We start from the raw sequence: 15,328 nt of genomic DNA on the forward strand, positions 1-15,328 counted from the left end.
GGCCCCGGTACGGGGCGGCATACCCGGGCCGGCGGCCTCCCTCGCACCTTCGGCCACGTTGTTACCGCGCTATTGACGAGTTGTGACCGACGTGGCCGATTTCGCCCTTTTTCTATGGCCTGCGATGTTGCGCCATCCTGACGACGGTCAGAATTCAGTGATAGCTTCGAGGGTAGAGATACGTGAGGAACCGCCCGCCCGAGGAGGCCGCACCTCATGAGTCCCTTCACCGGCTCCGCCAACCGCACCCCGACCTGGGACCACCTCAGGGTCGAGCGTGCCGAGGGCGTCGCCACCGTCACCCTCGCCCGCCCCGAGAAGCTGAACGCGCTCACCTTCGGCGCCTACGCCGACCTGCGCGACCTGCTCGCCGAGCTGTCCCGCGAACGGTCCGTGCGGGCCCTGGTACTGGCCGGCGAGGGACGCGGCTTCTGCTCGGGCGGCGACGTCGAAGAGATCATCGGCGCGACCCTCGCCCTGGACACCGCCGAACTCCTCGACTTCAACCGGATGACCGGCCAGGTCGTGCGGGCCGTACGGGAGTGCCCGTTCCCGGTGATCGCGGCGGTGCACGGGGTCGCGGCGGGCGCCGGGGCCGTCCTCGCGCTCGCGGCCGACTTCCGCGTGGCCGACCCGAGCGCCCGCTTCGCCTTCCTGTTCACCCGCGTCGGGCTGTCCGGCGGCGACATGGGCGCCGCCTACCTGCTGCCCCGGGTCGTCGGCCTCGGCCATGCCACCCGGCTGCTCATGCTCGGCGAACCGGTGCGCGCCGTCGAGGCCGAGCGGATCGGGCTGATCAGCGAACTGACCGAGGAAGGCCGCGCCGACGAGGCGGCCCAGGCCCTCGCCCGGCGGCTGGCCGACGGCCCGGCCCTGGCCCACGCGCAGACCAAGGCGCTGCTCACCACCGAACTGGACATGCCGCTGGCGGCGTCGGTGGAACTGGACGCGTCGACCCAGGCGCTGCTGATGAACAGCGAGGACTACGCCGAGTTCCACGCGGCCTTCACCGAGAAGCGCCCCCCGAAATGGCAGGGACGGTGACCATGCCGGGGGAGGGGGCGCGGGACTGTGCCGACGATCGGCTCCGCGACGAGACGCAGTCGGCCACACCGCAGCCGCAGCCTGGCTTGCAGCCGGAGTCACACTCGCAGCCGCAGCCTGGCCCGCAGCCGCAGCCGCAGCCGCAGCCGCAGCCGCAGCCGCAGGCGCAGGCGCCGGAGACCGCCGGCGGTCCCCAGCGCGTCGCGATCATCGGCGGCGGCCCCGGCGGCCTGTACGCCGCGGCCCTCCTCAAGCGGCTGGACCCGGGACGGCAGGTCACCGTCTGGGAACGCAATGCCCCCCAGGACACCTTCGGTTTCGGCGTCGTCCTCTCCGACGAGACCCTCGGTGGCATCGAACACGCCGACCCGGTGGTCTACGAGGCCCTGCAACGAGAGTTCGTCCGCTGGGACGACATCGACATCGTCCACCGGAACATCCGCCACACCTCCTCAGGACACGGCTTCGCCGCCCTCGGCAGACGACGGCTCCTGGAGATCCTGCACGAACGCTGCCGCTCCCTCGGCGTCGACCTGCGCTTCGGCAGCGAGGCACCGTACCCGGCCTGGCTCGCCGAGACCTACGACCTGGTCATCGCCGCCGACGGAGTGCACAGCACCACCCGCGAGGCGTACGTCCATGTGTTCCGCCCCCGGGTGACCACCCACCGGTGCCGCTACATCTGGCTCGCCGCCGACTTCGCCTTCGACGCCTTCCGCTTCGAGATCGCCGAGACCGAACACGGCGTGATGCAGCTGCACGGCTACCCCTACTCCCGCCCGTCACCCGACCAGCACCCCACAGGGGGATCCTCCGGGCCGCAGGACCCCTCCGGTGCCTCCACCGTCATCGTCGAGATGCGCGAGGAGGTGTGGCAGGCCGCCGGATTCGGTGAACTCGGCGAGCAGGAGTCCGTCGAACGCTGCGCCAAGATCTTCGCGGACGCGCTCGGCGGACGGCCGCTGCGCTCCAACAAGTCCGTTTGGACCACCTTCCGCACGGTCGTCAGCGAACGCTGGTCGCACGGCAACGTCGTCCTCCTCGGCGACGCCGCCCACACCGCCCACTTCTCCATCGGCTCCGGCACCAAGCTGGCCGTCGAGGACGCCCTGGCCCTGGCCGCCTGCCTGACCGAACACCCCACGACGGCCGGGGCGCTCGCGGCCTACGAGGCGGAGCGCAGACCCGTCGTCGCCTCCACCCAGCGGGCCGCCCGGGCCAGCCTGGAATGGTTCGAGGACCTCGGCCGCTACCTCGACCAGCCGCCCCGGCAGTTCGCCTTCAACCTGCTCACCCGCAGCCGCCGCGTCACCCACGACAACCTGCGGCTGCGCGACGCCCACTTCACCGAGTCGGTGGAGCGCGAGTTCGGCTGCCCGCCGGGCACGCCCCCGATGTTCACCCCGTTCCGGCTGCGCGGGCTGACCCTGCGCAACCGGGTCGTCGTCTCACCCATGGACATGTACTCGGCCACCGACGGCGTCCCCGGCGACTTCCACCTCGTCCACCTGGGTGCCCGCGCCCTCGGCGGCGCCGGCCTGCTGATGACCGAGATGGTCTGCGTCAGCGCCGAAGGGCGGATCACCCCCGGCTGCACCGGCCTCTACACCGGCCGACAGGCCGAGTGCTGGCGCCGGATCACCGACTTCGTGCACACCCAGGCACCCGGCACCGCGATCGGCGTACAGCTCGGCCACAGTGGACGCAAGGGCTCCACCAAGCTGATGTGGCAGGGCATCGACGAGCCGCTGCCCACCGGGAACTGGCCGCTCGTGGCCGCGTCCCCGCTGCCGTACAAACCGGGCAGCCAGACGCCGCACCGGCTCACCCGCGCCCAGCTCACCGACCTGCGCGAGCAGTTCACGGCCGCCGCCCGGCGGGCCGCCCGGGCCGGCTTCGACCTGCTCGAACTGCACTGCGCGCACGGCTATCTGCTCTCCGGTTTCCTCTCCCCGCTCACCAACCGGCGCACCGACGCCTACGGCGGCTCGCTCCCCGACCGGCTGCGCTTCCCGCTGGAGGTCTTCGACGCCGTCCGCGGGGTGTGGCCCGAGGAGCGGCCGATGACCGTACGGATCTCCGCCACCGACTGGGCCGACGGCGGGACCACGGCCGAGGAGGCGGTGGAGATCGCCCGCGCCTTCGCCGCGCACGGCGCCGACGCGATCGACGTGTCGACCGGACAGGTGGTGGCCGAGGAGCAGCCCGAGTACGGGCGGTCCTACCAGACGCCGTTCGCCGACCGGATCCGGCACGAGACCGGCGTCCCGGTGATCGCGGTCGGCGCGATCACCTCCTGGGACGACGTCAACTCGCTGATCCTGGCCGGGCGTGCCGACCTGTGCGCGCTGGGCCGCCCGCACCTGTACGACCCGCACTGGACCGTGCACGCCGCGGCGGAGCAGGAGTACGAGGGCCCGGGCACCGGCTGGCCCGCCCCCTACCGCGCGGGCAGCCGACGCCCGCGGACCGGACGCACCGACGCCCCCAGACCCCGGCTCACACTGGAGCGCTGACCCGCGCCAGGCCCGCGGCCGGCGTGGCGCCGTCGGCCGGCGCAGCAGTCACCGGCGCAACGGTCCGGCTCCCGCCGCCCCCTCTGGGGCGCCGTCGAGTACCGCGGGCCGTCGAGTACGGCGGGTCGTCGACTACCGTGGGCCCTCGCCTTCCGCGGGTCGCGCGGAACGCGACGACCCGCCGGGGACGACGGCCCGCCGGGGATCACGCCCCGACGAACTCGGCCCCCGCGTCCCGCAGCCGCGCGTGCAGCGCGCGGAAGACCTCCGCCGAACGGGCGCCCGGCCAGTTCGCGGGCAGCAGGTGCGGCGGCAGCCCGGGGTCGGCGTACGGCAGATGGCGCCAGGAGTCCAGGGCCAGCAGGTAGTCGTGATAGGCCTGCTCGGGCGCGGTGTCCGCCCGCCGCTGCCAGGCGTGCAGCACCGGCGCGTGCGCGTCCAGGAACACCTCGTGCTGCTTGGCGATGGCGGTCAGGTCCCACCAGCGCGCGACCGCCTCGGCGGTGGGCGCGAAGCCGAGGTGCTCACCGCTGAAGAAGTCGACGTACGGGTCGAGCCCCAGCCGCTGGAGGGTGTGCCGGGTCTCCTCGTGCAGCCGCGCCGGAGCGATCCACACCCCGGGCGCGGCCGTGCCGAAGCCCAGCCCGGCCAGCCGCGAGCGCAGCACGTGCCGCTTCTGCCGCTCCGATTCCGGCACCGAGAACACGGCGAGCACCCAGCCCTCGTCCGCGGGCGGCGTGGACGCGTAGATGCGCAGATCGCCGTCGTCGAGCAACTGCCGGGCGTCCGGGGACAGTCCGTATCCGGCCGCGCCCTGCTCCGTGCGGGCGGGCAGCAGCAGCCCGCGCCGTTTCAGACGGGACACCGACGACCGCACGGACGGCGCGTCCACGCCGACCGCCGCCAGCAGCCGGATCAGTTCGGCGACGGGCACCGGACCGGGCATGGAGCGGCCGTACGCGCCGTAGAGCGTGATGATGAGGGACCGGGGGGCGTGCTGCTCGGACACGTTGATCATCTTAGGTCTTCGTGATCACTGCTGGTCACCTTGGGTGCGGAGGCGGAACCGCTGGAGCTTGCCGGTCGCCGTGCGCGGCAGCGCGTCCAGGAAGACGATCTCCCGGGGGCACTTGTACGGCGCCAGCTCCGACGCGACGAAGTCGCGCAGGGCGTCGGCGTCCCGCTCGGCGCCCTCCGTCAGCACCGCGTACGCCACCACGACCTGGCCGCGCGCCTCGTCGGGCCGCCCGATCACCGCGGCCTCGACGACGTCCGGATGGCGTAACAGCGCGTCCTCGACCTCGGGGCCCGCGATGTTGTACCCGGACGAGATGATCATGTCGTCGGCGCGTGCGACGTACCGGAAGTAGCCGTCGGCCTCACGGACGTAGGTGTCCCCGGTGACGTTCCAGCCGCCGCGCACGTAGACCCGCTGCCGCGCATCGGCGAGGTAGCGGCAGCCGACCGGGCCGCGCACGGCCAGCAGGCCCGGTTCGCCGTCGGGCACGGGATCCCCGTTCTCGTCCTGCACGCGCGCGTGCCACCCCGGGACCGGAACCCCCGTGGTGCCGGGTCTGATGTGCTCGTCCGCGGCGGAGATGAAGATGTGCAGCAGTTCGGTGGCGCCGATCCCGTTGATGATGCTCAGCCCGGTGCGCTCCTGCCAGGCCCGCCAGGTCGCGGCGGGCAGGTTCTCGCCCGCGGAGACACAGCGCCGCAGCGACGAGGTGTCGTGTCCGTCCAGGTGGTCGAGCATGGCGCGGTAGGCGGTCGGCGCGGTGAACAGCACGGAGACCCCGTGCCGGGCGATGGCCGGCAACAGCTGGCGGGGCCCGGCCTGTTCGAGCAGGAGCGCGCTGGCGCCGGCGCGCATCGGGAAGACCACCAGCCCGCCGAGCCCGAAGGTGAAGCCGAGCGGGGGACTGCCCGCGAAGACGTCACCCGGACGGGGGCCGAGCACATGTCGGGAGAAGGTGTCCGCGATGGCGAGCACGTCCCGGTGGAAGTGCATGCACCCTTTCGGGCGGCCGGTGGTGCCGGAGGTGAACGCGATCAGCGCGATGTCGTCGGCCGCGGTCCGCACCGCCGGGTACGGGGCGTTGGGCGCGGGGCGGCTGAACAGGTCGTCCGGCCCGTCACCGCCGTACGTCGTGACGCGCAACCCGGGGATCCGGGCCTTCGTGAGATCGCCGACGGACCGCGCGTCGCACAGGGCGTGGCGCACCCGGGCGATCTCGCAGATGGTGGCCAGTTCGTGCGGGCGCTGCTGGGCCAGCACGGTGACGGCGACGGCGCCCGCCTTCAGCACCGCGAGCCAACAGGCCGCCAGCCACGGTGTGGTCGGGCCGCGCAGCAGGACCCGGTTGCCCGGCACCACGCCGAGGTCACCGGTGAGGACGTGGGCGAGGCGGTCGACGAGCGCGCGCAGTTGGCCGTAGGTCCATGAACCGCCGGTGGGCGTGTGGAACACCGGGTGCGCCGGGTCGGCGTGGTCCAGGAGCTCGGCGGCGCAGTTCAGCCGGTCGGGGTAGCGCAGCTCCGGCAGGTCGAAGTGGAGCTCGGGCCACTGGTCGGGCGGCGGGAGGTGGTCGCGCGCGAAGGTGTCGACGTGGGCCGAGACGTTCATGCCGGTTCGCCCCCTTGCCGGTCGGCTCGTGGTGGGCTCGCGGAACGAGCGTATCGTGTTGATGACGACAGTCAATGGTCCGCGATACCGTCGAGTGGGGCCATGACGGCCCGCCGTGGAGGGAGGAAGGGCAGTGCCCGCATTCTCGCTCGAACCCCAGCAAACCGCCTGGGGCGCCCAGCTGCGTTCACTCGCCGCGCAGCGGCTGCGTCCGCTCGCCGAAAAGGGTGAGCCCGGTCGGGTCAATCGCCCGCTCGTCGCCGAACTCGGCAGACTGGGCCTGCTCACCCGGCTGTTCGACTCCGGTGCCCTCGATCTCTGTCTGATGCGGGAGAACCTGGCCTACGCCTGTACGGAGGCGGAGACGGCCCTCGCCCTCCAGGGCCTCGGCGCCCACCCGGTGCACGCCCACGGCACCCCGGCCCAGCGCGACCGCTGGCTGCCGCGGGTCGCCGACGGCACGGCGATCGCGGCCTTCGCGCTGAGCGAACCGGGGGCGGGTTCGGACGCCGCGGCGCTGGCTCTGCGGGCGGATGCGGAGCGGGACGCGGTCGCGTCCGCCGCCTCGGCTGCCGCGGCAGAGCCGGGGGCCGTGCGTAACACCGGGGACGGCGGCGGACGGTACGGCGGTGGCGGTGAGGGCAGCGGTGGCGCGCGTAGCTCCGGGGGCGTGGGCGGAGACGGCCCGGTGCGACGTGACGCGCGTGGCGTCGGTCCGGACGCCGTGCCCGGTCCCGTGCTCGGTGCCGTGCCGGCGGCCGAACGCGACGGCCTTCGCCGATGGCGGCTCACCGGTGAGAAGTGCTGGATCTCCAACGCCCCCGAGGCCGACTTCTACACCGTGTTCGCCCGCACCACCCCGGGCGCGGGCGCCCGCGGCGTGACCGCCTTCCTCGTCCCCGCCGACCGGCCCGGACTCACCGGAAGCGCCCTGGAGATGCTCTCCCCGCACCCCGTCGGCGCCCTGCGGTTCGACGCCGTACCCGTCACCGCGGACGACGTCCTCGGCGAGACCGACCGCGGCTTCCGGGTCGCGATGGGCACCCTGAACCTGTTCCGCCCGAGCGTCGGCGCCTTCGCGGTCGGCATGGCACAGGCCGCGCTCGACGCCGCCCTCCACCACACCCGCGGACGGGACGCCTTCGGCGGCCGGCTGATGGACCTGCAGACCGTCGCCCACCGCGTCGCCGAAATGGCCCTGCGCACGGACGCGGCCCGGCTGATGGTGTACGCGGCGGCGACGGCGTACGACGAGGCCGCGCCGGACGTTCCCATGCGCGCCGCGATGGCCAAGCTGCTCGCCACCGAGACCGCCCAGTACGTCGTCGACGCCGCCGTCCAACTGCACGGCGCCCGCGCACTGCGCCGCGGCCACCTGCTCGAACACCTCTACCGCGAGGTGCGCGCCCCGCGCATCTACGAGGGTGCGAGCGAGGTCCAGCGCGGCATCATCGCCAAGGAACTGTACGCCATGAACGCCGCACCGCACAGTCCGCAGGAGGCTCCGTGACGGCCGAGCGCATCAACCCGCCCGACCTCTCCCCGCCCGTCGGCTTCTCCCACGCCGTCGTCGCCACCGGCACCAGGCTGGTCTTCCTGGCGGGCCAGACCGCCCTGGACACCGATGGCAAGATCACCGGTGACACCCTGCCCGAGCAGTTCGAGAAGGCGCTCCGCAACCTGCTCGCCGCCCTGCACGCGGCCGGCGGCACCCCCGGTGACCTCGCGCGGGTCACCGTCTACGCCACCGATGTCGCCGACTATCGCAGCCACGCTCGTGAACTCGGCGGTATCTGGCGGAGGTTGACCGGGCGGAGCTATCCGGCGATGGCCGTCGTCGGGGTCGTACGGCTTTGGGACGAGCGGGCGCTGGTGGAGCTGGACGGGTTTGCCGTGCTTTAGCGCTCCGTTTGGGGGCGTGGGGTTGTCGTTGGTCTGTTGTTGGTCGGGTGCGGGTCTGGTGGGGTGTTTGCGCAGTTCGCCGTGCCCCATTTTGGACTTCGCGTGGCGTTCAGGCGGCTGGGGTCAGGTGGGCGGCCGGCGGGCGGTGGGGCGGGACGATGCTGCCGTCGGGGTGCAGCGCGCCCGTGTCGTCGAAGTGGATCGTGCCGTCGCACAGCAGGCTCCAGCCCTGTTCGGGGCGGGCGGCGACGATGTGCGGGGCGCCGCCGGGATGGCACGGGGAGAGCTGGGGACACATGGCGGACCTCCGCGTCTACTGGGACGACAGCCCGGCGGCCTCGCTGCCGCACGGCACACCCAGACCATGCGCCGCCCGTGAACGCCCCGGAACGGCTCGTCGCGAGATGTGACAACACGTGGACAACTCCCCGACCGCTCCATGACGGTCAGGACGCGCCACCGATGGGGTGACGGTCACGGACCGGGCCCGGGCCACCCGGTAAGTACCTGGCGTGACCCCCGCCCACCCCCACGATTCCGGGAGGTACCCCATGTCCGTACGCCCCGTGCTCGCCACCGCCGCCGGTGCCGCCGCGCTGCTGCTCGGCGTGGTCGCGCCGACGGCCACGGCCGCCGACCCGTCCGAGACCATCACCGTCGACAAGACCGGCCGCGTCGCGACGGACGGCACCGTCTCCCTCTCCGGCACCTATCGCTGCACCAAGGGCACCGGACCGGTGTTCGTCAGCTCCTCGGTCCATCAGAAGTCCGACTCGGTCCTGTACGGCGTCGGCGGCACCCTGGCCCAGTGCGACGGCGCCGAACACCGCTGGGAGAATTCCAGCAAGGTGTCGTCGGAACAGCTCGTCCCCGGGACCGCCCACGTCGAGGCCGCCCTCCTGGAACTGCGCCCGCAGGGCGGCCTGCCACTGCCGTACCTCCACGCCACCCGGAACCAGGACGTGACCCTCGCCGCGAAGTGACCGCCGGTCTCGTGGCGACCGCGGGGCCGGCCGGAACCCGGCCGCCCCCGCAGTCGCCGGCCGGGACGAGTCCTCGGCCGGCAAGGGCGCGGCGGACTCCGTCGGTCAGATGTCGCGAAACGTCTCGATCTGGGCCCCGATCGAGTTGAGGCGTTCCGCCAGGTCCTCGTAGCCGCGGTTGATGACGTACACGTTGCGCAGCACGGACGTGCCCTCGGCGGCCATCATCGCGAGCAGGACGACCACCGCCGGGCGGAGGGCGGGCGGGCACATCATCTCGGCGGCACGCCAGCGGGTGGGGCCCTCGACCAGGACCCGGTGCGGGTCGAGCAACTGCAGCCGGCCGCCCAGGCGGTTGAGGTCCGTGAGGTAGATCGCGCGGTTGTCGTAGACCCAGTCGTGGATCAGCGTCTGGCCTTGGGCGACCGCGGCGATGGCCGCGAAGAAGGGGACGTTGTCGATGTTCAGTCCGGGGAACGGCATCGGGTGGATCTTGTCGATCGGCGCCTCCAGCTTGGAGGGCCGTACGGTCAGGTCCACCAGGCGGGTACGGCCGTTGTCGGCGACGTACTCCGCGGTGCGGTCGTGGTCGAGGCCCATCTCCTCCAGCACCGCGAGTTCGATCTCCAGGAACTCGATCGGCACCCGGCGCACGGTCAGCTCCGACTCGGTGACCACGGCGGCGGCCAGCAGGCTCATCGCCTCGACCGGGTCCTCGGAGGGCGAGTAGTCCACGTCGACGTCGATCACGGGCACGCCGTGCACGGTGAGTGTGGTGGAGCCGATGCCCTCGACCCGTACGCCCAGCGTCTCCAGGAAGAAGCACAGGTCCTGGACCATGTAGTTGGAGGAGGCGTTGCGGATCGTGGTGACGCCGTCGTAGCGGGCCGCGGCGAGCAGCGCGTTCTCGGTGACCGTGTCCCCGCGCTCGGTCAGGACGATCGGGCGGCCGGGGCGCACGGCCCGGTCGACGGTGGCGTGGTACTGCCCCTCGGTCGCGGCGACTTCCAGACCGAACCGGCGCAGCGCGATCATGTGCGGTTCGATGGTGCGCGTACCGAGGTCACAGCCGCCGGCGTACGGCAACTTGAAGGCGTCCATACGGTGGAGCAGCGGGCCGAGGAACATGATGATGGAGCGGGTACGGACGGCCGCGTCCGCGTCGATGGCGTCCAGTTCCAGCTCGGCCGGCGGCACGATCTCCAGGTCGACCCCGTCGTTGACCCAGCGGGTCCGTACGCCGATGGAGCTGAGCACCTCCAGCAGGCGGTACACCTCTTCGATCCGGGCGACCCGGCGCAGCAGGGTGCGCCCCTTGTTCAGCAGTGACGCGCACAGCAGGGCGACGCAGGCGTTCTTGCTCGTCTTCACGTCGATGGCGCCGGACAGGCGACGACCGCCGACCACCCTGAGGTGCATGGGGCCCGCGTACCCCAGCGACACGATCTCGCTGTCCAGGGCTTCGCCGATCCGGGCAATCATCTCAAGGCTGATGTTCTGGTTGCCGCGCTCGATCCGGTTGACGGCACTCTGGCTGGTTCCGAGCGCCTCCGCGAGCTGTGTCTGTGTCCAGCCTCGGTGTTGCCGGGCATCACGGATGAGCTTGCCGATGCGTACGAGGTAGTCGTCTGCCATGAGGTTGAGGTTATCTCACATATGAGATGGCGCCCGTTGGGGGGTCCATTCGGGTGACAGGACGTCAGCGGCCCCTGGAGGTGCGGCGATGGGGTGGTCTGGGGAGTAACGAGCTGGCTCAAAAGGTGTTATGTAGCGATATTGATTGATAAAGGAGTGATTGTGGTGGGGTGGCGGCCTCGGCGTGTCGCGCTCGCGGCCATGCGTGGCCAATGCCGGGGCCCGTCCCGGCGTGTGCCGGGTGGTCGGCCGTTCCACGGCGGAGGGGTGAGGGCCCGGTCCGCATCGGGACCGAATCCGGGGCGCGCGCCGGCGGTCGGTCGACGGCCAGTGGGGGACGGCCGTCGGGGGTGGCCGGTGGGGTGTCGACGCCGAGCGTGATGTGGGCGTCACCGAGAGTATCGGAATGCGGTGTGCCTCGCTTCAGTCCGGGTCGGACGGCCGGTCCGGGCATGACCATCCGGGTCCCATGTACTAGAGTTATCTCGACATCGAGATATCTGCCGAGGGGCACCACAGCCGCCACCCCGGTAAGGGTGACCTAACTTAGCCTTACCTTAGCGGAATGGCCCGCGGGTCGTGGCGGCAGGATCGTGGTGGTACGCGCACATCAATGAAGGAGACTGTCGTGTCGGCGAACAGCTTCGACGCCCGCAGCACGCTGCAGGTGGGCGACGAGTCGTACGAGATCTTCCGGCTGGACAAGGTGGAGGGCTCGGCCCGCCTGCCGTACAGCCTCAAGGTCCTGCTGGAGAACCTGCTCCGTACCGAGGACGGCGCGAACATCACCGCCGACCACATCCGCGCCCTCGGCAACTGGGACTCCCAGGCCCGGCCGTCGCAGGAGATCCAGTTCACGCCGGCCCGTGTGATCATGCAGGACTTCACCGGTGTCCCCTGCGTCGTGGACCTCGCCACCATGCGCGAGGCCGTGAAGGAACTGGGCGGCGACGCCGCCAGGATCAACCCGCTGGCCCCGGCCGAGCTGGTCATCGACCACTCCGTCATCGCCGACAAGTTCGGCACCGACGACGCCTTCAAGGTGAACGTCGACCTGGAGTACGGCCGCAACAAGGAGCGCTACCAGTTCCTGCGCTGGGGCCAGACCGCGTTCGACGAGTTCAAGGTCGTCCCGCCCGGCACCGGCATCGTCCACCAGGTGAACATCGAGCACCTGGCCCGCGTCGTGATGGTCCGCGACGGCAAGGCCTACCCGGACACCCTGGTCGGCACCGACTCGCACACCACGATGGTCAACGGCCTCGGCGTCCTCGGCTGGGGCGTCGGCGGTATCGAGGCCGAGGCCGCCATGCTCGGCCAGCCCGTCTCGATGCTCATCCCGCGCGTCGTCGGCTTCAAGCTGACCGGCCAGCTCCAGCCCGGCACCACCGCCACCGACCTCGTGCTCACCATCACCGAGATGCTGCGCAGGCATGGTGTCGTCGGCAAGTTCGTCGAGTTCTACGGCGAGGGCGTCGCCGCCACCTCCCTCGCCAACCGCGCCACCATCGGCAACATGTCCCCGGAGTTCGGCTCCACCGCCGCGATCTTCCCGATCGACGACGAGACCCTCAACTACCTGCGGCTGACCGGCCGCAGCGACCAGCAGGTCGCGCTGGTCGAGGCGTACGCCAAGCAGCAGGGCCTCTGGCTGGACCCGAAGGCCGAGCCCGACTTCTCCGAGAAGCTGGAGCTGGACCTGTCGACGGTCGTCCCGTCGATCGCCGGACCCAAGCGCCCGCAGGACCGCATCGTCCTCGCCAACGCCGCCGAGCAGTTCAGGTCGGACGTCCTCAACTACGTGGACGCCGGCGACGAGGCCGGCAAGGAGTCCTTCCCGGCCTCCGACGCCCCGGCCGTCGCCCCCAACGGCGCCCCGTCCAACCCGGTGCAGGTCACTGCCCCCGACGGCACCACCTACACCCTCGACCACGGTGCGGTCACGGTCGCGGCCATCACCTCCTGCACCAACACCTCCAACCCGTACGTCATGGTCGCCGCCGCCCTGGTGGCCAAGAAGGCGGTCGAGAAGGGCCTGACCCGCAAGCCCTGGGTCAAGACCACCCTCGCGCCGGGCTCCAAGGTCGTCACCGACTACTTCGACAAGGCGGGCCTGACCCCGTACCTGGACAAGGTCGGCTTCAACCTCGTCGGCTACGGCTGCACCACCTGCATCGGCAACTCCGGCCCGCTGCCGGACGAGGTCTCCAAGGCCGTCAACGACCACGACCTCGCCGTCACCTCGGTCCTGTCCGGCAACCGGAACTTCGAGGGCCGGATCAACCCCGACGTCAAGATGAACTACCTGGCCTCCCCGCCGCTGGTCGTCGCGTACGCCATCGCGGGCTCCATGAAGGTGGACATCACGCGCGACGCCCTGGGCACCGACCAGGACGGCAACCCGGTCCACCTGAAGGACATCTGGCCGAGCGAGGCCGAGGTCAACGACGTCGTCGCCAACGCCATCGGCGAGGACATGTTCCAGAAGTCCTACCAGGACGTCTTCGCCGGTGACGCCCAGTGGCAGGCGCTGCCGATCCCGACCGGCAACACCTTCGACTGGGACGCCGAGTCGACCTACGTGCGCAAGCCCCCGTACTTCGAGGGCATGACCATGGATCCGGCCCCGGTCGAGGACATCGCCGGCGCGCGCGTCCTGGCCAAGCTCGGCGACTCGGTCACCACCGACCACATCTCCCCGGCCGGTGCCATCAAGGCCGACACCCCGGCGGGCAAGTACCTCACCGAGCACGGGGTGGGGCGCCGCGACTTCAACAGCTACGGCTCGCGCCGCGGCAACCACGAGGTCATGATCCGCGGCACGTTCGCCAACATCCGCCTGCGCAACCAGATCGCGCCGGGCACGGAGGGCGGCTACACCCGCGACTTCACCCAGGACGGCGGTCCGGTCTCCTTCATCTATGACGCCTCCCAGAACTACCAGGCCGCCGGCACCCCGCTGGTCGTCCTGGCCGGCAAGGAGTACGGCTCCGGCTCGTCCCGTGACTGGGCGGCCAAGGGCACGGCCCTGCTGGGCGTCAAGGCCGTCATCGCCGAGTCCTACGAGCGCATCCACCGCTCCAACCTCATCGGCATGGGCGTGCTGCCGCTGCAGTACCCGGAGGGCGCCTCCGCCGAGTCGCTGGGCCTGACCGGCGAGGAGTCCTTCTCCGTCTCCGGCGTCACCGCGCTGAACGACGGCACCACGCCGCGCACGGTCAAGGTCACCACCGACACGGGCGTCGAGTTCGACGCGGTCGTCCGCATCGACACCCCCGGCGAGGCCGACTACTACCGCAACGGCGGCATCATGCAGTACGTGCTGCGCAACCTGATCCGCAAGTAACCGGCAGCAGCCGGGCTCCGCGCCCGGAGTGCCGCGTCCCAGGGCCGCATCCCCGTCAACGGGGTGCGGCCCTTCGCCGGTTCCGTCCCGGGGTATCCGGGGCATCCGGATGGCCGAACGGCCCTCGGCCTGGACACGGGGCGCCGACGACGAAGCAGCCGGGGCGAAGCCGGTGGAGCCGGTGGAGCGGACCGCGGAGGCGCCGGAGTCGGTGCAGGCGAGGAGAAGCCGCTCCGGGCGGACCCGGCGGCGGTGCGCACCGGGTCCGCGAGCCGGACGGGCGAGGGGGGATCGACCTGTCCGGGTGGGGCGTGGCTCGTGTCGGACGAAGGTGCGACAACGTTGTCGACTCGCCGCCGTACGACTTTACCGCCTCAACCGACAACGATGTCAAGCAAGTTGGGGTACCCGGTCGGCTGATCTGGGTGGATCCGGGCTGCTCCACTGCGGGCTGACGCACCGTCACCGTCGGCTTCCGGCCGCAAGCGCGGTGGACAGGACAGTGACAGGGTTTCTGGACCAAGCTCCTATAAGGTCACAAACCTCTGTCCGGCGCGCGTGCGTGGTGACGCCCGGCGGGCCGACGAATCGCAAACAGGACAGTCGAGACGTCAGTCGGTCGGAGGGTCAGCCCCACCCACAGCGTCACCACGTCACATCCTCACTGTCAGTCGAGGTGGAAGACCTCCTCCGCCGGGGCCCACCACTCGCCCTCGGCAGCACTGTCCAGGGGCTGCTGGCAGGGGTCGGTGAGGGCCCACCAGGCGCGGGTGTCCGGGTCCTCGGCGATGGCGGCGGTGTCCTCGGCGTAGTTGTCGCCGCCGTACTCCAGGTAGCTGAACAGCAAGCCGTCCCTCAGGAAGATGGAGTAGTTGCCGATGTGGGCCCGTTTGAGAGCCGCCAGCACTCCGGGCCAGGCGGCGGCATGCAGACGGCGGTATTCCTCTTCCTTCTCGGGCTTCAGCCGGATGACCGTTGCGAAGCGTTGCATGTGCTCACTCCTCAGTCTTCGGTTCCCAGTTCCCAGTTCCCTGTTCCTAGTTCTCGGCCCCCGGCCCTGGTTCTCAGCTCGCGGTTCTTGCCGGTCTTTGCCGGTCCCTGTCAGTCCGCCAGTTGCTCGTCCGTCCTCCGCCTTCCCGGAGGGGCCATGGCTTCGGAACGGACCGTCAGGGACAGGAGTCCGTGCGCGAACAGGGCAAGAGGGCCCGCCGGTCGTGACCGGCGGGCCCTCTCGGTTCGTCGTGCCCTACGGGATCAGTCCCGGGTGACGGGCACG

General features: G+C 71.4%; 11 protein-coding genes. 6 read left to right on the plus strand and 5 right to left on the minus strand.

The window, feature by feature from the left end; all coding sequences use genetic code 11:
* The first annotated feature begins 216 nt into the window (after window positions 1-216).
* Both ACFYPJ_RS15800 and ACFYPJ_RS15805 read left to right on the plus strand, forming a co-directional pair.
* Entirely contained in the window at window positions 217-1,044 is an 828-nt protein-coding gene (locus ACFYPJ_RS15800) for an enoyl-CoA hydratase family protein (protein WP_389016316.1), read from the plus strand.
* The gene (locus ACFYPJ_RS15805) at window positions 1,029-3,560 is read left to right on the plus strand and encodes a bifunctional salicylyl-CoA 5-hydroxylase/oxidoreductase (RefSeq protein WP_389016319.1); all 2,532 of its coding nucleotides are present in this window, start codon (window positions 1,029-1,031) and stop codon (window positions 3,558-3,560) included. The genes ACFYPJ_RS15800 and ACFYPJ_RS15805 overlap by 16 nt, the downstream gene beginning before the upstream one ends.
* 205 nt (window positions 3,561-3,765) lie before the next feature.
* Here the strand turns inward: ACFYPJ_RS15805 and ACFYPJ_RS15810 are convergent, their stop codons facing one another.
* Both ACFYPJ_RS15810 and ACFYPJ_RS15815 read right to left on the minus strand, forming a co-directional pair.
* Window positions 3,766-4,578 (minus strand): PaaX family transcriptional regulator C-terminal domain-containing protein, encoded by an 813-nt coding sequence (locus ACFYPJ_RS15810; RefSeq protein WP_389016321.1) that lies wholly within the window; start codon window positions 4,576-4,578, stop codon window positions 3,766-3,768.
* Window positions 4,579-4,593: 15 nt separating this feature from the next.
* A complete protein-coding gene (locus ACFYPJ_RS15815) occupies window positions 4,594-6,186 on the minus strand; it encodes an AMP-binding protein (protein WP_389016323.1) in 1,593 nt (530 codons plus the stop codon).
* A gap of 133 nt (window positions 6,187-6,319) precedes the next feature.
* On the opposite strand from ACFYPJ_RS15815, the gene ACFYPJ_RS15820 reads away from it, so the two are divergent.
* Complete coding sequence (locus ACFYPJ_RS15820; RefSeq protein WP_389016326.1) at window positions 6,320-7,696, plus strand: acyl-CoA dehydrogenase family protein; 1,377 nt, start codon at window positions 6,320-6,322, stop codon at window positions 7,694-7,696.
* Window positions 7,693-8,088: a RidA family protein gene (locus ACFYPJ_RS15825; RefSeq protein ID WP_389016328.1), complete on the plus strand. Its 396-nt coding sequence runs from the start codon at window positions 7,693-7,695 to the stop codon at window positions 8,086-8,088. Before ACFYPJ_RS15820 ends, ACFYPJ_RS15825 begins: the two co-directional genes overlap by 4 nt.
* Before the next feature lie 109 nt (window positions 8,089-8,197).
* On the opposite strand, the gene ACFYPJ_RS15830 is transcribed toward ACFYPJ_RS15825, so the two are convergent.
* Entirely contained in the window at window positions 8,198-8,386 is a 189-nt protein-coding gene (locus tag ACFYPJ_RS15830) for a DUF5999 family protein (RefSeq protein WP_389016331.1), read from the minus strand.
* Between the two features lie 253 nt (window positions 8,387-8,639).
* Between ACFYPJ_RS15830 and ACFYPJ_RS15835 the strand changes: the two genes are divergently transcribed.
* Window positions 8,640-9,071, plus strand: a complete 432-nt coding sequence (locus tag ACFYPJ_RS15835; RefSeq protein WP_389016333.1) for a DUF6299 family protein — start codon at window positions 8,640-8,642, stop codon at window positions 9,069-9,071.
* Window positions 9,072-9,176: 105 nt separating this feature from the next.
* Here the strand turns inward: ACFYPJ_RS15835 and ACFYPJ_RS15840 are convergent, their stop codons facing one another.
* A complete protein-coding gene (locus ACFYPJ_RS15840; RefSeq protein ID WP_389016336.1) occupies window positions 9,177-10,706 on the minus strand; it encodes a helix-turn-helix domain-containing protein in 1,530 nt (509 codons plus the stop codon).
* 628 nt (window positions 10,707-11,334) lie between these two features.
* On the opposite strand from ACFYPJ_RS15840, the gene acnA reads away from it, so the two are divergent.
* Complete coding sequence (gene acnA, locus ACFYPJ_RS15845) at window positions 11,335-14,052, plus strand: aconitate hydratase AcnA (protein ID WP_389016339.1); 2,718 nt, start codon at window positions 11,335-11,337, stop codon at window positions 14,050-14,052.
* Window positions 14,053-14,719: 667 nt separating this feature from the next.
* On the opposite strand, the gene ACFYPJ_RS15850 is transcribed toward acnA, so the two are convergent.
* Window positions 14,720-15,043 carry an L-rhamnose mutarotase gene (locus ACFYPJ_RS15850; RefSeq protein ID WP_389016342.1) on the minus strand — a complete coding sequence of 108 codons (324 nt, stop codon included), beginning with the start codon at window positions 15,041-15,043 and terminating at the stop codon, window positions 14,720-14,722.
* Window positions 15,044-15,328 lie beyond the last annotated feature (285 nt).

It is taken from the genome of Streptomyces sp. NPDC006012 (assembly GCF_042871185.1).
In the GTDB taxonomy this organism is placed as follows: Bacteria; Actinomycetota; Actinomycetes; order Streptomycetales; family Streptomycetaceae; genus Streptomyces.